This window comes from Dermacoccus sp. 147Ba, from assembly GCF_004151355.1.
Lineage (GTDB): Bacteria > Actinomycetota > Actinomycetes > Actinomycetales > Dermatophilaceae > Dermacoccus > Dermacoccus abyssi.
This window is the reverse complement of record NZ_SEHL01000003.1, coordinates 333,750-351,793: the sequence shown is the minus strand read 5'-3', so window position 1 is coordinate 351,793 and position 18,044 is coordinate 333,750. Positions and strand designations below refer to the sequence as shown.

Sequence of the window (18,044 nt, the reverse complement as noted above, 5' to 3'; positions counted from 1 at the left end):
TCGTGCAGGTCCGCGACACGCCGTGACCCAGGTTCGGGCAGGGTGTGACAAACAGACCGTTCACCAGTCTACGATCAGCGTCCGCCATCCCCAAATCGGGGACGGCGGGCGCCGAGGCACACGCCTGCGAAGGCGCACGGACACCTCAGTCGTCGAGCCCTCCGTAGAGGTCGCCGAGCGCGCTGCGCCCGCCGTCGTGCGCGGTGAGAACCCACAGGCCGCGCTCGGTGACGGCGACCGTGTGCTCGAAGTGGGCGGCGAGCGAGCCGTCGTCGGTCTTGACCGTCCAGCCGTCGTCGAGTTCGTGGGTCTCGTACGTTCCGAGCGTCACCATCGGCTCGACGGCGACAACCAGGCCGGTCTCGACCTTCGGCAGCCGCTCCGAGACTGCCTCGTTGTAGACCGTCGGCTCCTGGTGCAACTCGCGCCCGACGCCGTGGCCCGTGTACCCGTCGACGATCTCGAAGTCGGCCAGTTCGGCGTACCCCGTGCGCAGGGCGGCTTCGACCTGGGAGCCGACGTCGTTGAGGCGCTTGCCGGCGGCAAGGGCTCGAATGCCGGCCCACATCGAACCTTCGGTCGCGAGGACGAGGGAACGCACGGCATCGCCCCCGGCGGCCGCGATCAGCCCTGCTTCGTCGAGGTGGGGGTCCTCCCCCGCGTGACGAGCCGCCACCCGTGCGGCGCCGGCCGGGTTGTCGTCGCTCGCGCCGACGACGAACGTCAGCGCGGAGTCACCGTGCCAGCCGTCGACGATCGCACCGCAGTCGAGGGAGACGACGTCGCCCTCGCTCAGGACCCGGGGCCCGGGGATGCCGTGAACAACCTCGTCGTTGACCGAGATGCACAAGGTGGCCGGGAAGCCGTGATAGCCGAGGAAGGAGGGCGTGGCGCCACGCTCACGCATGTGGTCGTGGGCGACGGCGTCGACGTCCTGCGTCGTCATGCCGGGACGGGCGGCGAGCGCGGACGCACGAAGCGCCGAGCCGGTCACGAGACCGGCCCGGCGCATCGCGCGGATGTCGTCGCTCGACTTCAGGGGAAGGCGAGTGCGTCCGAACATCAGCGTGCCGAGGAAACCTGATCGAGCGCGGCGTTGATGCGAGCCTCGACCTCGTCCATGGAACCCATGCCGTCGATCTGCACGAGCATCCCGCGTTGCGTGTACGCCTCCGCGAGCGGTGCAGTCTCACGCACGTACAGCTCCTGGCGCTCGCGAATCACTTCTTCGGTGTCATCGCTACGACCCGAGGTCTCGGCGCGCTTGACGAGTCGCTGCACGACTTCCTCCGCGTCGACCGTGAGCTCGAGGACGGCGTCGAGCGCCTCACCTTTCTCCGCGAGCATGGCGTCGAGAGCGTCCACCTGGTTCGCCGTGCGGGGGTAGCCGTCGAGGAGGAAGCCGGCCTTCGCGTCGTCCTCGGCCAGACGGTTCTTGACGATCTCGTTGGTGATCTCGTCCGTGACGTAACCGCCCGAGGCGAGGATGTCCTTCACCTTGAGACCGAGCTCGGTCTCGTTCTGGATGTTCGCCCGGAAGATGTCACCGGTCGAGATGTGCGGGATACCGCGTCCGGCCGCGAGTCGCTCGGCCTGAGTTCCCTTGCCGGCCCCGGGAGGGCCGAGAATGATGAGTCGCATTATCGGAGGAACCCTTCGTAGTTGTGCTGCTGGAGCTTGGAGTCGACCTGCTTGACGGTCTCGAGACCCACACCGACGAGGATGAGGATCGACGCGCCACCGAACGGGAAGTTCTGGTTCGCGTTGACGAGCGCGAGGGCGATGAGCGGAATGAGCGCAAGCACCGCGATGTAGATGGCACCCACCGTCGTGATGCGGTTCAGCACGTAGCTGAGGTACTTCGCCGTCGAGGATCCGGCGCGCACGCCCGGGATGAAGCTGCCGGCCTGTTTGAGGTTGTCGGCAACCTCGTCGGGCTGGTACGTGATCGAGACGTAGAAGAACGTGAAGAACACGATGAGCACCGTGTACACGGCCATGTACAGCGGGTGGTCGCCTCGCGCGAAGTAGGTGTTGATGATCTCCACCCACTTCGGCGGGTTGGTCGAAGATCCCTGGAACTGCGCTACGAGCATGGGCAGCGAGAGCAACGACGTCGCGAAGATGATCGGGATGACGTTGGCCATGTTGACCTTGAGCGGGATGTACGTCGTCGTCCCGCCGTAGGAACGGCGACCGATCATGCGCTTGGCGTACTGCACCGGAATGCGACGCTGGCTGTTCTCGACGAAGACGACGGCCGTGGTGATGGCCAAACCCATGACGACGACGATGAGGAACTTGCCCCAACCCTGATCGCGGATCGCCCAGATGCTCTGCGGCACGCTGGCGGCGACGGCGGTGAGGATGAGCAGCGACATTCCGTTGCCGATTCCACGCTCCGTGACCTGCTCACCGAGCCACATGATGAGGCCCGTGGCCGCCGTGAGCGTGATGATCATGATGAGGATCGTCGGGATCGAGTCGTCCGGCATGATCGTCGAACACGTCGCCGGCGAGCCACCCAGGATCGAGGACGGGTTGCGGGCCGCCGTGATGAGCGTCGAGCTCTGCAACAGAGCGAGAGCGATCGTCAGATAACGCGTGTACTGCGTCATCTTGGCCTGGCCGCTCTGGCCTTCCTTCTTCAACTGCTCGAAGCGGGGAATGACCACGGTGAGCAACTGAACGATGATGCTCGCGGTGATGTACGGCATGATGCCGAGCGCGAAGATCGACAGCTGGAGCAGCGCGCCACCGGAGAACAGGTTGGCCAGGCCGAGGAGGCTGCCCGATCCGGTAGCCGCCTCCTGGCACTTCTTCACCAGGTCGAAGCTGATGCCGGGCGTCGGAATGTGCGACCCGAGCCGGAACAGCGCCATGATGGCTAGCGTGAACAGGATCTTGTTCCGCAGTTCGGGCGTCCGGAAGGCGCGTCCAAAACTGGTGAGCACTACAACCTCCTGCGCCACGCGCTTACGTGGCAGGTGTTTGGATCGATCCGTCGGGCCAAAAGGCCGTCAGGTGAGTTCGCGACTCGGGCGCGGGTACGCCGGGCGCAAGCATCAACGGATGAACGATACCTGTCCGTTCCCCCGTGATGCGAAGAACCCCGGCCCGGGCGGTCACATCGTGACTCCCCCGGACCGGGGTTCATCGGTCGAACAGTGCGTCACTCAGCGGTGACGGAACCGCCGGCGGCCTCGATCTTCCCCTTGGCCGAAGCCGAGAACTTCTGGGCCGTGACGTTCACCTTGACGGTGATGTCACCGGTGCCGAGCACCTTGACCGGCTGGCCCTTGCGGACCGCACCCTTCTCGACGAGCGCAGCGACGTCGACGTCGCCACCGTTCGGGAAGAGAGCCGAGATCTTGTCCAGGTTCACAACCTGGTACTCGACCTTGAACGGGTTCTTGAAGCCGCGGAGCTTGGGCAGACGCATGTGCAGCGGCGTCTGGCCACCCTCGAAGCGGGCGGGAACCTGGTAACGAGCCTTCGTACCCTTGGTACCACGGCCTGCGGTCTTACCCTTCGAGCCCTCACCGCGACCGACACGGGTCTTCGCGGTCTTGGCTCCCGGGGCGGGACGCAGGTTGTGGATCTTCAGGGTCGAACCGCCCGTAGCTGCCTTGGTGTCAGCCATTGTCAGTCAACCTCCTCGACGGTCACGAGGTGCGCGACCGCGCGGACCATGCCACGGAACTCGGGGCGGTCCTCCTTGACGACCGTGTGGCCGATGCGCTTGAGGCCCAGCGAACGCAGGGTCTCGCGGTGCTGCGGCTTGCCACCGATCTCGGAACGGATCTGGGTCACCTGGAGCTTAGCCATCACGCATCAGCTCCTGCCGACATCGCGTGCTGCATCGCTGCCGGGGCAACCGCGTCGAGCGGCAGACCACGGCGGGCGGCGACAGCCTCCGGACGCTCGAGACCCTTGAGGGCCGCGACCGTCGCGTGGACGATGTTGATCGAGTTCGACGAACCCAGGGACTTCGACAGGACGTCGTGGATACCTGCGCACTCGAGCACGGCGCGAACCGGACCACCGGCGATGACACCGGTACCCGGCGAAGCCGGCTTCAGCAGGACGACGCCTGCGGCGTCCTCACCCTGGACGGGGTGCGGGATGGTGCCCTGGATGCGCGGGACGCGGAAGAAGTTCTTCTTCGCCTCCTCGACACCCTTGGCGATGGCGGCCGGAACTTCCTTGGCCTTGCCGTATCCGACACCCACGGTGCCGTCACCGTCACCGACGACCACGAGGGCGGTGAAGCTGAAGCGACGACCACCCTTCACGACCTTGGCGACACGGTTGATGGTGACGACGTTCTCGACGTACTGGTTGCGCTCTTCCTCGCGACCGCGGCCACGGCCGCCGTCACGACGACCGCCGTCACGACGGTTGTCACGCTGGTTGTTGTCGCGCTCGCCGCCCGTCTGAGCGGTACCGGCGCCTCGACGCTGGGGTCCAGCCATCAGACATTCCTCTTCTCGGCGTTGTTCTTGTTGGTCATCACAGGCTCAGGCCACCCTCGCGGGCACCGTCGGCGATCGCGGCGACGCGACCGGCGTACCGGTTACCACCACGGTCGAAGACGACGGCCTCGATGCCGGCAGCCTTCGCGCGCTCGGCGACGAGCTCACCGACCTTGCGGGCCTTGGCGGACTTGTCACCGTCGAAGGTGCGCAGGTCGGCTTCCATGGTGGAAGCGGACGCAACCGTCTTACCGACGGTGTCGTCGACGACCTGGACGAAGACGTGACGGCTGGAACGCGAGACGACCAGACGGGGACGGACAGCCGTACCCGTGACCTTCTTGCGCAGACGCAGGTGGCGACGGCCACGAGCTGCGGACTTGGACGCAGAACGCTTGACGATCTTTGCCATGGCTTACTTACCAGCCTTTCCGACCTTGCGGCGGATGTGCTCGCCTTCGTAGCGGACACCCTTCGCCTTGTACGGGTCGGGCTTGCGCAGCTTACGAATGTTGGCCGAGATCTCGCCGACGAGCTGCTTGTCGATACCGGAGACCGAGAAGCGCGTGGGGTTCTCGACGGCGAAGGTGATGCCCTCGGGCGCCTTGACGAGAATCGGGTGCGAGTAACCCAGAGCGAACTCCAGGTCGCTGCCCTTGGCCGTGACGCGGTAACCCGTGCCGTGGATCTCGAGCTTCTTGGTGTAGCCGTCGGTGACACCGACGACCATGTTGTTGATGAGGCTACGCGTGAGGCCGTGACGCGAGCGCGAGTCGCGCTCGTCGTTCGGACGCGTCACCTCGACGGAACCGTCCTCGCCCTTGGCGACGGTGATCGGCGCGGGAACCGTCAGGTCGAGGGTGCCCTTGGGGCCCTTCACCGTGACGTCCTGGCCGTCGATGGTCACCTCGACACCGGACGGGACAGGAACCGGGAGACGTCCAATACGTGACATCTGTTTCTCCTCCTAATTCCTGATTACCAGACGTAGGCGAGGACTTCCCCGCCCACACCCTTCGCGGCTGCCTGCTTGTCGGTCAGGAGGCCGGACGACGTGGAAATGATGGCAACACCGAGGCCACCGAGAACCCGCGGGAGGTTCGTGGACTTGGCGTACACGCGAAGACCGGGCTTCGACACGCGACGCACGCCCGCGATGGCGCGCTCACGGTTCGGGCCGTACTTCAGGTTGATCGTGAGCGTCTTGCCGACGCGGGCGTCCTCGACGGTCCAGCCGGCGATGTAACCCTCGCGCTCGAGAATCTCAGCGATGTGGGACTTCAGCTTCGAAAACGGCATGGACGTCGAGTCGTGGTGCGCCGAGTTGGCGTTCCGGACTCGCGTCAACATGTCCGCGATCGGGTCGGTCATGGTCATTGGGCTTCTCCGCCCTTCCTCACCGGGGTTTCAACCACTCCTGGCCGACCTACGGTGTAGAGAGAATTGTGGGAGTTGTGAGTTCTTACCAGCTGGACTTGGTGACGCCGGGCAGCTCGCCGGCGTGCGCCATTTCCCGCAGGCAGATACGGCAGAGGCCGAACTTGCGGTAAACCGAGTGCGGACGGCCACAGCGCTGGCAGCGCGTGTAGGCACGGACGCCGAACTTCGGCTTCTTGTTCGCCTTGTTGATCAGTGCGGTCTTCGCCATCGTCACTTCTCCTTGAACGGGAATCCGAGGGCGCGCAGCAGGGCGCGGCCTTCGTCGTCGTTGGCGGCCGTGGTCACAACGGTGATGTCCATGCCGCGCACGCGGTCGATCTTGTCCTGGTCGATCTCGTGGAACATCGACTGCTCGTTCAGACCGAACGTGTAGTTGCCGTTGCCGTCGAACTGCTTCGGCGACAGGCCGCGGAAGTCACGGATACGCGGGAGCGCAACCGAGACCAGACGGTCGAGGAACTCCCACATGCGGTCGCCACGCAGCGTGACGTGCGCACCGATGGGCATACCCTCGCGCAGCTTGAACTGAGCGATGGACTTGCGCGCCTTGGTGACGGCCGGCTTCTGACCGGTGATCGCCTCGAGGTCGCGGATGGCGCCCTCGATCAGCTTGCTGTCCTTCGCGGCGTCGCCGACACCCATGTTGACGACGACCTTGACGACACCCGGAACCTGCATCGCGTTGGCGAAGTTGAACTCGCCCTGCAGCTGGCCCTTGATCTCGTCGGCGTAGCGCGTCTTGAGACGCGGGGTGGTCTTGGTGGTCTCAGACATCACAGGTCCTTACCGGAACGCACGGCCACGCGGGTACGCACGTTCTTGGTCTTGCCGTCGCGCTCGACCTGCTCGACGCGGGTGCGCACACGGGTGGGCTTGTTCGTCTCAGGGTCGACCAGGGCCACGTTCGAGACGTGGATCGGCGCCTCGACGACCGTGAGGCCGCCGGTGCCGGCACCGGGCTGACCGGCCTTGACGTGCTTCGTGACGCGGTTGATGCCCTCGACGAGGACTCGCTGCGTCTCCGGGAACACGGCAATGACCTTGCCCTGCTTGCCCTTGTCGCCACCGTTCTTCTCGGAACGGCCGCTGATGACCTGGACGAGGTCGTTCTTCTTGATCTTCATCTTGGCCGCCATGGTTCAGAGCACCTCCGGGGCAAGCGAAATGATCTTCATGAACTTCTTGTCGCGCAGCTCGCGCCCGACCGGGCCGAAGATGCGCGTACCACGCGGGTCGCCGTCGCCCTTGAGGATGACGGCCGCGTTCTCGTCGAAGCGAATGTAGGAACCGTCTGCACGACGGCGTTCCTTCTTGGTGCGAACGATGACGGCCTTGACGACGTCACCCTTCTTGACGTTGCCACCGGGGATGGCGTCCTTGACGGTGGCCACGATGGTGTCACCGATGCCGGCGTACCGACGGCCAGAGCCACCGAGCACGCGGATGCACAGGATCTCCTTGGCACCGGTGTTGTCGGCGACACGAAGTCGCGACTCCTGCTGAATCACAGTTTCTACTCCTGTCGTCTCACTGGTTCTCGCCCTACCTGAGCGAGCCTTGCGGAACGTTTAATGGTCTCATACCGGTCCGCACAGCCAAAAACCGGGGTAATCTGCGCCCTCCCACGGGGGACGAGCAGGCTCGTCCCCCGTGGTGTGCGTGGCTCAGAACGTCCCCGGCTCCGGCTGTGCCATCCGGTTTACTTGGCGCGCTCGAGGATCTCGACGATGCGCCAGCGCTTGGTTGCCGACAGCGGGCGGGTCTCCATGATGAGCACGCGGTCGCCGATACCGGCGCTGTTCTGCTCGTCGTGGGCCTTGACCTTGCTGCTACGGCGCATGACCTTGCCGTAGAGCGCGTGCTTGACGCGGTCCTGGACCTCGACGACGACCGTCTTGTCCATCTTGTCGCTGACGACGTAGCCCTGGCGCGTCTTGCGGTAGTTACGCTCGGCGCTCTCGCTCACGGCGGTCTCCTGCTTGTCGTTCATCTTCAGCCAACCTTCTCGTCACGGCCGATGTTGAGCTCGCGCTCACGCATCTCCGTGTAGATACGCGCGATGTCCGTGCGGACGGAACGCAGACGTGCCGAGCTCTCGAGCTGGCCGGTAGCCGACTGGAAGCGCAGGTTGAAGAGTTCCTTCTTCGCCTCTGCGAGCTTCGTAGCCAGCACCTCGTCCGTCATCTCGCGCAGTGCCTGCGGCTGCAGGTCCTCCGAACCCTTGGCCATCAGATGTCACCACCTTCACGCGCGACGAAGCGGCACTTCATCGGCAGCTTGTGCATCGCCAGGCGCATGGCCTCACGAGCAACTTCTTCGGACACACCGTTGACCTCGAACATGACGCGGCCCGGCTTGACGTTGGCGACCCACCACTCCGGCGAACCCTTACCGGAACCCATGCGGGTTTCGGCCGGCTTCTTCGTGAGCGGACGGTCCGGGTAGATGTTGATCCACACCTTTCCGCCACGCTTCATGTAGCGCGTCATGGCGATACGAGCGGACTCGATCTGACGGTTGGTGACGTAGGCCGGCTCGAGAGCCTGGATGCCGTAGTCGCCGAACGTCACCTCGGTGCCGCCCTTGGCCATACCCGTACGCTTCGGGTGGTGCTGCTTGCGGTGCTTCACACGACGGGGAATAAGCATCAGGCTTCAGCTCCCTCGGTCTTCGGGGCGGACTCGGTGGTCTCGGTGGCCACGTCGTTCGCCTGTGCGGTCTGCTCCGAACGCTGGCCGCGACCGCGACCGCGCTCTCCACGCTCACCGCGGGGACCGTCGCCACGACGACCGCGCTGCGGACGCTGCGGGGCGGCGGCCTGCTCGCGAGCGAGCTCCTTGGCCGTCAGGTCACCCTTGTAGATCCAGACCTTGACGCCGATGCGACCGAACGTCGTCTTGGCCTCGAAGAAGCCGTAATCGATGTTCGCGCGCAGCGTGTGCAGCGGCACACGACCCTCGCGGTAGAACTCCGAACGGCTCATCTCTGCGCCGCCCAGACGGCCGGAGCACTGGACACGGATGCCCTTGGCGCCGGCGCGCTGTGCGGACTGGATGCCCTTGCGCATCGCGCGTCGGAAGGACACGCGGGCCGAGAGCTGCTCGGCGATGCCCTGGGCGACGAGCTGAGCGTCGGCCTCGGGGTTCTTGACCTCGAGGATGTTCAGCTGGACCTGCTTGCCCGTGAGCTTCTCCAGGCGACCGCGCAGGCGGTCGGCCTCGGCGCCGCGGCGACCGATGACGATGCCCGGGCGAGCGGTGTGGATGTCGACGCGAACGCGGTCACGCGTGCGCTCGATGTCGACGCGGGCGATGCCGGCGCGCTCCATGCCCTCCGAGAGGAGCTTGCGGATCGCGACGTCTTCCTTGACGTAGTCGCTGTAGCGCTGACCCGGCTTGGTCGAGTCGGCGAACCAGCGGCTCTTGTGCTCGGTGGTGATACCGAGGCGGAAACCGTTCGGGTTGATCTTCTGACCCATCAGCGGTTACCTCCCTTCGAGTCGCGCTCGCCCACAACGATCGTGATGTGGCTCGTGCGCTTGAGGATGCGGCTTGCGCGACCCTGAGCGCGCGGACGGAATCGCTTCATGGTCGGACCCTCGTCGACGAACGCGGTCTTGACGACCAGCGCGTTCTCGTCGAAAGCCACGGAGTTCTTGTCCGCCGTGAATCGTGCGTTCGCAATGGCGCTGTTGAGCGTCTTGAGAACCGGCTCGCTGGCCGCCTGCGGAGCGAACTGCAGCAGCGCGATCGCGTCAGCGGCCTGCTTGCCACGGATCATGTCCACGACGCGGCGGGCCTTCATCGGCGTTACGCGGACGTGCCGCGCCTGCGCCTTGGCTTCCATCGCTGTCCCTTTACTTTCGTCAGTCATGGTGGAGTACCCCCGCCGCGTCAGCGACGGCGACCCTTCTTGTCGTCCTTCTCGTGACCCTTGAAGGTGCGAGTAGGAGCGAACTCACCCAGCTTGTGGCCGACCATGCTCTCGGTCACGAAGACCGGGACGTGCTTGCGGCCGTCGTGCACGGCCAGGGTGTGGCCGAGCATGTCCGGGGTGATCATCGAGCGGCGCGACCACGTCTTGATGACGTTCTGCGTGCCGGCGGCGTTCTGGGCTTCGACCTTCTTCGCGAGGTGATCGTCGACGAAGGGGCCCTTCTTGAGGCTACGAGGCATTTCGAAAGGCTCCTATCAGCGCTTCTTGCCAGTGCGACGGCGACGCACGATGAGCTTGTCGCTGTCCTTGTTCGGGCGGCGGGTGCGGCCTTCCTTCTGGCCCCACGGGCTGACGGGGTTACGACCACCAGAGGTCTTACCCTCACCACCACCGTGCGGGTGGTCCACCGGGTTCATGGCGACACCGCGGACGGTCGGGCGCTTGCCCTTCCAACGCATGCGGCCGGCCTTGCCCCAGTTGATGTTGCTCTGCTCGGCGTTGCCCACCTCGCCGATCGTCGCGCGGCAGCGGACGTCGACGTTGCGGATCTCACCGGAGGGCATACGCAGCTGGGCGTAGGGGCCGTCCTTGGCGACGAGCTGAACGCGAACACCCGCGGAACGGGCGATCTTCGCGCCACCGCCGGGGCGGAGCTCGACGCAGTGGATGACCGTACCGACGGGGATGTGACGCATCGGCAGGTTGTTACCCGGCTTGATGTCGGCCTCGGGGCCGTTCTCGATGCGGTCACCCTGCTTCAGGCGGTTCGGCGCAATGATGTAGCGCTTCTCGCCGTCGGCGTAGTGAAGCAGCGCGATGCGGGCGGTGCGGTTGGGGTCGTACTCGATGTGAGCGACCTTGGCCGGGATACCGTCCTTGTCCGCGCGGCGGAAATCGATCACACGGTAGGCGCGCTTGTGGCCACCACCGATGTGACGGGTCGTGATACGACCGGAAGCGTTGCGGCCACCGGTCTTGGAGAGCGGGCGTACCAGCGACTTCTCGGGCGTGGAGCGAGTGATCTCGACGAAGTCGGCCACACTCGAGCCACGACGACCGGGGGTCGTGGGCTTGTACTTGCGAATAGCCATGGGTCTAAGTCGTCCTCAGTCTTGGATTGATTCGGCGATCGTCATCTGTTGGTCAGGAAGCCTGACCGAAGATGTCGATGTTGCCTTCCGTGAGCGAGACGATGGCGCGCTTGGTGTCCTTGCGCTTACCCATGCCGAAACGCGTACGGCGCGTCTTGCCCTTGCGGTTCAGCGTGTGCACCGAAGCGACCTTGACGTCGAAGATCTGCTCGATGGCGATCTTGATCTCCGTCTTGTTCGCACGGGGGTCAACGATGAACGTGTACTTGCCTTCGTCGAGGAGCGCGTAGGACTTCTCCGACACCACCGGCTTGATGATGACGTCACGCGGGTCCTTGTTCAGCGAGCTCACTTGGCCTCCTCCTTCACCTGTGCAGCGCCACCGGAGACGAAGCCGTCGAAGGCGGCCTTCGTGAACACGATGTCGTCGGCGCACAGCACGTCGTACGTGTTGAGCTGGTCGGCCCACAGAACGTGAACGTTCGGCAGGTTGCGAACGCTGAGCTCGGAGACCGAGTCGAAGCGGTCGATGACGACGAGCAGGTTCTTGCGGTCGGACAGCGACGCGAGGAACTTCGCGGCGGCCTTCGTCGACGGGGTCTCGCCCGCGACGACCGACTCGAGAACGTGGATGCGCTCGAAGCGTGCACGGTCCGACAGGGCGCCACGCAGAGCGGCGGCCTTCATCTTCTTGGGCGTGCGCTGGCTGTAGTCACGCGGCTGCGGGCCGTGGACGGTGCCACCGCCGGCGAACTGCGGCGCGCGGGTCGAGCCCTGGCGGGCGCGACCGGTGCCCTTCTGGCGGTAAGGCTTGCGGCCACCGCCGCGGACCATGCCGCGGGTCTTGGTGGCGTGAGTGCCCTGACGAGCTGCTGCGAGCTGAGCCACCACGACCTGGTGGATCAGCGGCACGTTGGTGACAACGTCGAAGATGTCAGCCGGCAGTTCGACAGAACCGGACTTCTTGCCCTCAGGGCTCAGGATGTCAACGGTAGTCATGCTCAGGCTCCCTTGAGTGCCGTACGCACGAGAACGACAGCGCCCGCGGGGCCGGGAACGGCACCCTTGATGAGCAGCAGACCCTTCTCGGCGTCGACGGCGTGGATCTGGAGGTTCTGGGTGGTCTGGCGAACGCCGCCCATGCGACCGGCCATACGCATGCCCTTGAAGACACGACCCGGCGTGGCGCAGCCACCGATCGAGCCCGGCTTGCGGTGGTTACGGTGCGCACCGTGCGAGGCCGAGACACCGGCGAAGCCGTGACGCTTCATGACACCGGCGAAACCCTTGCCCTTGGTGCGGCCGACGACGTCGACCTTCTGGCCGGCCTCGAAAGCCTCGGCCGTGATCTCCTGGCCGAGCGAGTACTCGCCGGCGTCGGAGGTACGCAGTTCGGCCAGGTGACGACGCGGCGTGACGCCGGCCTTCTCGAAGTGGCCGGTCAGCGGCTTGGTGACCTTGCGCGGGTCGATCTGGCCGTAGCCGATCTGGACCGCGTTGTAGCCGTCGGCGTCAGCGTTACGGACCTGCGTGACGACGCAGGGGCCGACGGCGACGACCGTGACGGGGACGAGGCGGTTGTCGGCGTCCCAGACCTGGGTCATGCCGAGCTTCTCGCCGAGGAGCCCCTTCACGGAGCGCTCAGTGGTTGCAGTCATGAGTCAAACCCTCGCTTACAGCTTGATCTCGATGTTGACGTCAGCCGGGAGGTCGAGTCGCATGAGCGAGTCGACGGCCTTCGGCGTCGGGTCAACGATGTCGATGAGGCGCTTGTGCGTACGCATCTCGAAGTGCTCGCGGCTGTCCTTGTACTTGTGCGGCGACCGGATGACGCAGAAAACGTTCTTCTCCGTCGGCAGCGGCACCGGTCCGACGACCGTTGCGCCTGCACGGGTCACCGTGTCGACAATCTTGCGCGCCGAGCTGTCGATGACCTCGTGGTCATACGACTTCAGTCGGATGCGGATCTTCTGTCCCGCCATTCGCGTGAGTCTCTCTTCTCGCCAATCATGTTCAGTGCCGGCTCCCCACCCACGCGCTCGGGCGTGTCGCGACCCCTTCGGGCCGTCGCCTCCGTCGGGGAGGCGAGGGCTTTTCAGCCGGTGCTTGCGCTTCCCTGAATCGCACGTCACCCGCTCGGGGTGGTCGCACCTTCAGGAGGCGCAGAACAGGTGCGTTTCAGAGGCGGCAGTGCAGGTACGGACCTTCACCACGCGTCAAGCAACTTGTCCATAGTGCCAGATGCCCGGGCGATGGCCAAATCGGGGCGGCCGTGGCGATGGCCACACCGCGCCTTGCCCTCACACACCGACCGAGCCCACCTCGGAGCGCACCGCTCGGTTCGAGCACGGTGCGCCCCGGGCGGGCCCGGCCTCTCGAACCCCGGCACGGGACCGTGGTTCGGTCGTGTGTCGTGTTCAGGCTGTGTTCTTCGCCTCGGCCGCTGCGAGCAGCACACAGAGGGCGACACCCTCCATGGCCGTGCGTACCTCGTCGAGCGGAGGGAGCGACGGTGCGAGACGGATGTTCTCGTCCTTCGGGTCCTTGCCGTAGGGGAACGACGAGCCGGCGGGTGTCAGCGCGATGCCGGCTTCCTTGGCGAGTTCCACGACGCGTGAGGCCGTGCCGGGCACGACGTCGAGGTTGACGAAGTAGCCGCCGTGCGGCGTGTTCCATCGCGCGACGTCGTAGCTTCCGAGCCGAGCCTCGAGGGCTGCTCCGACGGCGGCGAACTTCGGCGCCATGATGTCGCGGTGCTTGGCCATGTGTGCGCGCACCCCGGCTGCGTCACCGAAGAACTCGGCATGGGCGAGCTGGTTGACCTTGTCCGGCCCGATGGAACCGTTGCCCAGGTTCTCGAGGTACCAGGCCACGGTGTCGCGCGAGCCCGCGAGTAAGGCGACACCGGCACCGGCGAAGGTGATCTTCGACGTCGAGGCGAACATGATCGGGCGGTTCGGGTGACCCGAGGCCTGCGCGAGGCTGACGATGTCCGCCGTCTTGGCCTCCACGCCGTCGAGGTGGTGCACGGCGTAGGCGTTGTCCCAGAAGATGCGGAAGTCGGGAGCTGCGGTCGGCATCGCGGCGAGCGCGGCCGCGACCTCCTGCGAGCAGACGGCCCCCGTCGGGTTCGCGTAGGTGGGCACGACCCACATGCCCTTGATGCTCGGGTCGGTCGCCACGAGGCGGGCGCACTCTTCGGCGTCGGGGCCGTCGTCGTTCATCGGGACGGTGATCATCTCGATGCCGAACGACTCCAGGAGCGCGAAGTGGCGGTCGTAGCCGGGCACAGGGGCCAGGAAGCGAACCTTCTCCTCCTGTGCCCAGGGGCGCGGGGAGTCGAGGCCGCCACGCAGGAGGTGGTACACGAGGGTGTCGTGCATCATCGTGAGGCTCGAGTTGTTGCCCGCGACGATCTGGTCGAGCCCCACACCGAGCAGTTCGGCGAAGATGCTGCGGATCTCAGGGAGGCCCGCGAGCCCGCCGTAGTTGCGTACGTCGACGCCGTCGGCCGTCGTCTGCGAGGGGAGTGTGAGCAAGGCGTTCGCAAGGTCGAGCTGCTCGGCCGAAGGCTTGCCGCGCGTCAAATCGAGCTTCAGCCCCTTGCCCTTCAGCTGTTCGTACTCGTCACGCAGGGATGTCACCAGGCCCGCCAGGTCATCGGCGGCCATGTCGGCGAGGGTCATCGGGTTCCTTCCGGTCGCTCACAGTCGTTCTCATCCTTCCACGCACGGAGCCCCGCAGCCAGACACGTCTCACTCCCCCAACGCCGCCTCGGGTTCGAGCAGACTTCCGCCGTATACGAATTCGATGGAACCTCCTGGCGCGCAGGCCCGTCGGACGTTCATCCAGCCCGGCTCACACACGAAGGAAGACGATCATGCGTAAGACGACACGAGCTACGGTTCTTTCCCTCTCCGTCGCCTCGGCGCTGGCTCTCGGCGCCTGTGGCCCGGAGTCGGCAACCGGCGGGAGCGGTTCCTCCTCGACCACGTCGAAGTCCAGCAGCACGGACGAGGCCTCGCCGTCGACGCAGTCCGAGAAGTCGAGCGAAGACACGACGTCGTCCACGACGACGCCCTCCGACCCGACCGAGGACGCCGGCACAACGGACGAGAAGGACCAGGGCGCAGCATCACCCGAACAGGCCGCCAGCCTGCCCAGCGGCCCCGTGACGAAGGCGACGCTCGTCACCGCAGGTGGTTACCAGAAGCGTCCGGACAGCAAGTACGGCGAGTTCTACGCCGTCCTCAAGGTCGACGGCACCGGCCCGGGCAAGGCCACGGTCCGCTACGACATGCTCGACGCGAGCGGCAAGGTGATCGGCACGGTCGAGGACACGATCAAGGTCGGCAAGGGCAAGGACATGATCAAGATCAGCACCAAGCTCGGCAAGGCCCCGGCGGGCATCAAGAAGGTGCGCCTCAGCCTCACCAAGAACGAGACCGACGACCGCTCGGACGACATCACGATGAGCAACGTCAAGATCAACAACGACGGCCCGAACCGCCGCCCGGTCATCACCGGCAACTACGCCGCGAACGGTGACTCGCCGGTCACCGGGATCCGGGCCATCTGCATGGACGCGAACAAGCGTGTGATCGTCGGCCACGGCCTGCCGGACGTCAAGGGCGCCAAGAGCGGCACCTTCAAGGCTGAGCTGCACGAAGCGCCGCGCGACTGGAAGGCGAGCACCTGCTACGTCGGCCAGAGCGGCACGCTCTGAGTTCGAACGAACGTGGGCCGGGACCATCGCGTGCCCCCCGGCCCACGTTCGTGCGTTCCCCTAGTCCAGTCGAAAGACCGTGACGGTTCCGGAGTGATGTACGGCATCCGCGTAATCCGCGAGGTCGGGAGAGACGTCGCTGGCCGCGGTGTCGGCGTAGAGCCAACGGACTCCCCGCCGTTGCAGTTGCTCGACTGTGCTGCGGTCGGGATCGTGAAAGACCTTCTCGTTGAGCGCGAAGAGCTTCTGATCCGAGAACGGCTGCGACGTCGCCGGTAGACCGCCCCTACCTGCGTTGCGCTGCGCGGGATCGGTGTAGCCCCATGCCTCGATGAAGACCCGCCGCTCGGTCAGCGCGCTCACCCAGTAGGCGCGCGAGTCGCACTCGGCGTCCTCGGGCACCCGACAGTGGACGTTGGTGGCCACGACGTCCGTCTCGCCCGAGTGATCTCGAACCCACTGTGCCGCAGACGTCTCCTGTGCGGACACGGTCCATGCCTTGTCGTCCGTCACGGTGGAGAACAGGCTTCCACCGTTGTTCTTGCCGACGTTGAACGCGGGAAAGACCAGTGCCGCTCCGAAGAGGATTCCGGCTCCGACGAGCGGCCGGTAACGACTGACCACGAGTGCACCGACGACGAGCGCCAGCGTCAGGAGCGCGAAGGCGAGCACGCTTGCCGGGATGTCCGTCCGGTCGGGCACCGATGTGCCGCTCGCCCAACGAAGGGCCAGAAGCAGCAGCCCACCGATGACGAATCCCACCGAGAGCATCTGCCACCGGCGCGAGGCGCTTCGTTCCCACAGCTCGGCGAATCCCCACCCTGCAAGGAGGGCGATGAGGGGCAGGGCGCCCATCGGGAAGTAGCCCTGCGACATCCCCGTGTGGTCCACGAGCAGGTAGGCGGCGAGGCTCGCCGCGAAGGACGCGAGCAGGAAGACGGGTGCGGGGTCGGTCCGCCACGTGCGCCCCAGGGCGACGCTCGTTGCAGCGTAGCCGTACTGCACGGCGAGAGCCACGAGCAGACTGACAACGAGCACGACCACTCCCGTTGTCTCGAGATGCGGCATCACGAAGGGGCCGTGGTCGAACGTGTTCGGCGGCTCGACGTAGTGCTTGTACGGGCTCTGGTGCCGGAAGCTTGAGAAGAGTCGGATCTTGGACCCGGCGGAGCCGCCCGCGAAAAGGGGCAACGCGAGGGCGATTCCGGCGAGGCAGGAACCGAAGACGATCGCGGCGCCACGTCGCACCGCAGACCTGCGAACGTACACGACCCCCACTGCGAGGGCCCCGCAGCAGAAGACCGGCAGGATGCTCGACTTCGCGCCGGCGCACACGAAGGCGGTAACCAAGCAGACGATGGCGCCCTTCCAGCCGATGCGTGCTCCCCGCAGGATCGGCACGAACAGCCACGCGGCCCACAGGGTGAAGACGAGACCGAAGATCTGCGACGGGCTGGGCCAGACGAAAGCCGTCGTCGGGCCGGTCGGGCCCTTCCAGGCCATGGGCACGATGCCCGCCGGAATCACGAACAGGACGATCGCCGCCGTCCCTGCGATCCAGGCCCCGCTCAGCCTGCGCCCGACGACGAGGCACAGCGCGAGCGCCAGAGCAACAACAGGCAGGTACCACAGGCGCGTCGCCACGTCCGACGTCGAGGTGAAGGAGCCCAGGCTCCCGGACGCCATGTAGGCGTTGCTCAACCAGTGATAGTTGAGCTGGCCGAGAACCTCGACGTGAGGAACCGTGGGCAGCGCCGTCCGTTTGAGTTCCGCAGCGATTCCAACGTGCCAGTACAGGTCCTGGTACATCGTGCTGGGACCGGGCGGGCGCGACTGGTGACGTCCGAATCCGACGAAGAGCCACGCCATCCAGAACGTCGACACGGTGAGTAGCCACAGCGAGCCGGTCGGGATGCCCCGAACCGCAGCCTCGTGCTGCCCGACGCGCTCGTCGTCCACGTCGTGCTCGTCGCCGCTGAGCAGTGTCGTTCGATTCCTGGCGCGTCGCTCCAGAACGCCTGCCGCGACGAGGGCCACTACGCCGCCGGCAACCGTGAACGACGGCGCACCGACGACCTGCCACAGAAGCCAGTTCGCGAGCTGCGCCCCGATGCCCACGGCCGCGCCGATCGTGGCTCGCTCGAACCCACCGGTGGTGTAGCGCCCGACCAGGGCCCAACCGAAGACCCACCACAAAGCTGTCCAGAGGGCGTACCGCAAAGCCGCAAGCGGTTCGACGTCGACGAGAACCGGAGCGGCGAACACCACGAGGAGCAGGACGACGAGTGGTGGGGCGTTACGGCGGTTCAGCACCGGAACATCCTACGGCGCCGCAGACAGTGCCCCGAGCACGGCAAAGGGCCCCGAGGCGAATGC

Annotated in this window: 27 protein-coding genes; 1 reads left to right on the top strand and 26 read right to left on the bottom strand. The window is 66.0% G+C overall.

Translation table 11 applies throughout. The features are described from left to right. Positions 1 to 145: 145 nt before the first annotated feature. From EVU97_RS06105 to EVU97_RS05985, 25 genes are all read right to left on the bottom strand, one after another. Positions 146 to 1,063 (bottom strand): M24 family metallopeptidase, encoded by a 918-nt coding sequence (locus EVU97_RS06105; protein WP_129664302.1) that lies wholly within the window; start codon positions 1,061 to 1,063, stop codon positions 146 to 148. Further along, entirely contained in the window at positions 1,063 to 1,641 is a 579-nt protein-coding gene (locus EVU97_RS06100; RefSeq protein WP_129664300.1) for an adenylate kinase, read from the bottom strand. The genes EVU97_RS06105 and EVU97_RS06100 overlap by 1 nt, the downstream gene beginning before the upstream one ends. Then, on the bottom strand, positions 1,641 to 2,954 hold the full coding sequence (secY, locus tag EVU97_RS06095) for a preprotein translocase subunit SecY (RefSeq protein WP_118912232.1): 1,314 nt from the start codon (positions 2,952 to 2,954) through the stop codon (positions 1,641 to 1,643). The genes EVU97_RS06100 and secY overlap by 1 nt, the downstream gene beginning before the upstream one ends. A 218-nt stretch (positions 2,955 to 3,172) precedes the next feature. Then, positions 3,173 to 3,643 carry a 50S ribosomal protein L15 gene (gene rplO, locus EVU97_RS06090; protein WP_129664298.1) on the bottom strand — a complete coding sequence of 157 codons (471 nt, stop codon included), beginning with the start codon at positions 3,641 to 3,643 and terminating at the stop codon, positions 3,173 to 3,175. Between the two features lie 2 nt (positions 3,644 to 3,645). Beyond that, positions 3,646 to 3,828, bottom strand: a complete 183-nt coding sequence (gene rpmD / locus EVU97_RS06085; protein WP_047310376.1) for a 50S ribosomal protein L30 — start codon at positions 3,826 to 3,828, stop codon at positions 3,646 to 3,648. Continuing rightward, positions 3,828 to 4,475 (bottom strand): 30S ribosomal protein S5, encoded by a 648-nt coding sequence (gene rpsE, locus EVU97_RS06080; RefSeq protein WP_047310377.1) that lies wholly within the window; start codon positions 4,473 to 4,475, stop codon positions 3,828 to 3,830. The genes rpmD and rpsE overlap by 1 nt, the downstream gene beginning before the upstream one ends. 37 nt (positions 4,476 to 4,512) lie before the next feature. Next, entirely contained in the window at positions 4,513 to 4,887 is a 375-nt protein-coding gene (gene rplR / locus EVU97_RS06075; RefSeq protein WP_047310378.1) for a 50S ribosomal protein L18, read from the bottom strand. Between the two features lie 3 nt (positions 4,888 to 4,890). Continuing rightward, positions 4,891 to 5,430: a 50S ribosomal protein L6 gene (gene rplF, locus EVU97_RS06070; RefSeq protein WP_118912233.1), complete on the bottom strand. Its 540-nt coding sequence runs from the start codon at positions 5,428 to 5,430 to the stop codon at positions 4,891 to 4,893. 23 nt (positions 5,431 to 5,453) lie between these two features. Then, entirely contained in the window at positions 5,454 to 5,852 is a 399-nt protein-coding gene (gene rpsH / locus EVU97_RS06065) for a 30S ribosomal protein S8 (protein ID WP_047310380.1), read from the bottom strand. Positions 5,853 to 5,937: 85 nt separating this feature from the next. Beyond that, entirely contained in the window at positions 5,938 to 6,123 is a 186-nt protein-coding gene (locus tag EVU97_RS06060) for a type Z 30S ribosomal protein S14 (RefSeq protein WP_047310381.1), read from the bottom strand. A gap of 2 nt (positions 6,124 to 6,125) precedes the next feature. Continuing rightward, positions 6,126 to 6,689: a 50S ribosomal protein L5 gene (gene rplE, locus EVU97_RS06055; protein ID WP_047310382.1), complete on the bottom strand. Its 564-nt coding sequence runs from the start codon at positions 6,687 to 6,689 to the stop codon at positions 6,126 to 6,128. Then, entirely contained in the window at positions 6,689 to 7,051 is a 363-nt protein-coding gene (gene rplX / locus EVU97_RS06050) for a 50S ribosomal protein L24 (protein ID WP_047310383.1), read from the bottom strand. Before rplX ends, rplE begins: the two co-directional genes overlap by 1 nt. Before the next feature lie 3 nt (positions 7,052 to 7,054). Next, positions 7,055 to 7,423 (bottom strand): 50S ribosomal protein L14, encoded by a 369-nt coding sequence (gene rplN / locus EVU97_RS06045; RefSeq protein ID WP_006946197.1) that lies wholly within the window; start codon positions 7,421 to 7,423, stop codon positions 7,055 to 7,057. A 191-nt stretch (positions 7,424 to 7,614) separates the two neighbouring features. Beyond that, positions 7,615 to 7,905 carry a 30S ribosomal protein S17 gene (gene rpsQ, locus EVU97_RS06040; RefSeq protein ID WP_129664297.1) on the bottom strand — a complete coding sequence of 97 codons (291 nt, stop codon included), beginning with the start codon at positions 7,903 to 7,905 and terminating at the stop codon, positions 7,615 to 7,617. 2 nt (positions 7,906 to 7,907) lie between these two features. Then, positions 7,908 to 8,144 carry a 50S ribosomal protein L29 gene (rpmC, locus tag EVU97_RS06035; RefSeq protein ID WP_047310385.1) on the bottom strand — a complete coding sequence of 79 codons (237 nt, stop codon included), beginning with the start codon at positions 8,142 to 8,144 and terminating at the stop codon, positions 7,908 to 7,910. Next, entirely contained in the window at positions 8,144 to 8,563 is a 420-nt protein-coding gene (gene rplP, locus EVU97_RS06030) for a 50S ribosomal protein L16 (RefSeq protein WP_047310386.1), read from the bottom strand. The genes rpmC and rplP overlap by 1 nt, the downstream gene beginning before the upstream one ends. After that, on the bottom strand, positions 8,563 to 9,393 hold the full coding sequence (rpsC, locus tag EVU97_RS06025) for a 30S ribosomal protein S3 (RefSeq protein WP_047310387.1): 831 nt from the start codon (positions 9,391 to 9,393) through the stop codon (positions 8,563 to 8,565). The genes rplP and rpsC overlap by 1 nt, the downstream gene beginning before the upstream one ends. Next, positions 9,393 to 9,761, bottom strand: a complete 369-nt coding sequence (gene rplV / locus EVU97_RS06020) for a 50S ribosomal protein L22 (protein WP_047310388.1) — start codon at positions 9,759 to 9,761, stop codon at positions 9,393 to 9,395. The genes rpsC and rplV overlap by 1 nt, the downstream gene beginning before the upstream one ends. A 47-nt stretch (positions 9,762 to 9,808) precedes the next feature. Then, the gene (rpsS, locus tag EVU97_RS06015) at positions 9,809 to 10,090 is read right to left on the bottom strand and encodes a 30S ribosomal protein S19 (RefSeq protein WP_047310389.1); all 282 of its coding nucleotides are present in this window, start codon (positions 10,088 to 10,090) and stop codon (positions 9,809 to 9,811) included. Between the two features lie 15 nt (positions 10,091 to 10,105). Next, complete coding sequence (gene rplB / locus EVU97_RS06010) at positions 10,106 to 10,942, bottom strand: 50S ribosomal protein L2 (RefSeq protein ID WP_047310390.1); 837 nt, start codon at positions 10,940 to 10,942, stop codon at positions 10,106 to 10,108. Positions 10,943 to 10,994: 52 nt separating this feature from the next. Further along, entirely contained in the window at positions 10,995 to 11,294 is a 300-nt protein-coding gene (rplW, locus tag EVU97_RS06005) for a 50S ribosomal protein L23 (RefSeq protein WP_047310391.1), read from the bottom strand. Continuing rightward, on the bottom strand, positions 11,291 to 11,941 hold the full coding sequence (gene rplD, locus EVU97_RS06000; RefSeq protein ID WP_129664295.1) for a 50S ribosomal protein L4: 651 nt from the start codon (positions 11,939 to 11,941) through the stop codon (positions 11,291 to 11,293). Before rplD ends, rplW begins: the two co-directional genes overlap by 4 nt. A gap of 2 nt (positions 11,942 to 11,943) precedes the next feature. Next, positions 11,944 to 12,600: a 50S ribosomal protein L3 gene (rplC, locus tag EVU97_RS05995; protein WP_118912237.1), complete on the bottom strand. Its 657-nt coding sequence runs from the start codon at positions 12,598 to 12,600 to the stop codon at positions 11,944 to 11,946. Positions 12,601 to 12,615: 15 nt separating this feature from the next. After that, entirely contained in the window at positions 12,616 to 12,924 is a 309-nt protein-coding gene (rpsJ, locus tag EVU97_RS05990) for a 30S ribosomal protein S10 (RefSeq protein WP_006946210.1), read from the bottom strand. Positions 12,925 to 13,359: 435 nt separating this feature from the next. Next, positions 13,360 to 14,628: an aminotransferase class I/II-fold pyridoxal phosphate-dependent enzyme gene (locus EVU97_RS05985; RefSeq protein ID WP_129664294.1), complete on the bottom strand. Its 1,269-nt coding sequence runs from the start codon at positions 14,626 to 14,628 to the stop codon at positions 13,360 to 13,362. 194 nt (positions 14,629 to 14,822) lie between these two features. Between EVU97_RS05985 and EVU97_RS05980 the strand changes: the two genes are divergently transcribed. Continuing rightward, positions 14,823 to 15,668, top strand: a complete 846-nt coding sequence (locus tag EVU97_RS05980; RefSeq protein ID WP_047310395.1) for a hypothetical protein — start codon at positions 14,823 to 14,825, stop codon at positions 15,666 to 15,668. Positions 15,669 to 15,728: 60 nt separating this feature from the next. Here the strand turns inward: EVU97_RS05980 and EVU97_RS05975 are convergent, their stop codons facing one another. After that, complete coding sequence (locus tag EVU97_RS05975; RefSeq protein ID WP_129664292.1) at positions 15,729 to 17,981, bottom strand: hypothetical protein; 2,253 nt, start codon at positions 17,979 to 17,981, stop codon at positions 15,729 to 15,731. Positions 17,982 to 18,044: the final 63 nt, after the last annotated feature.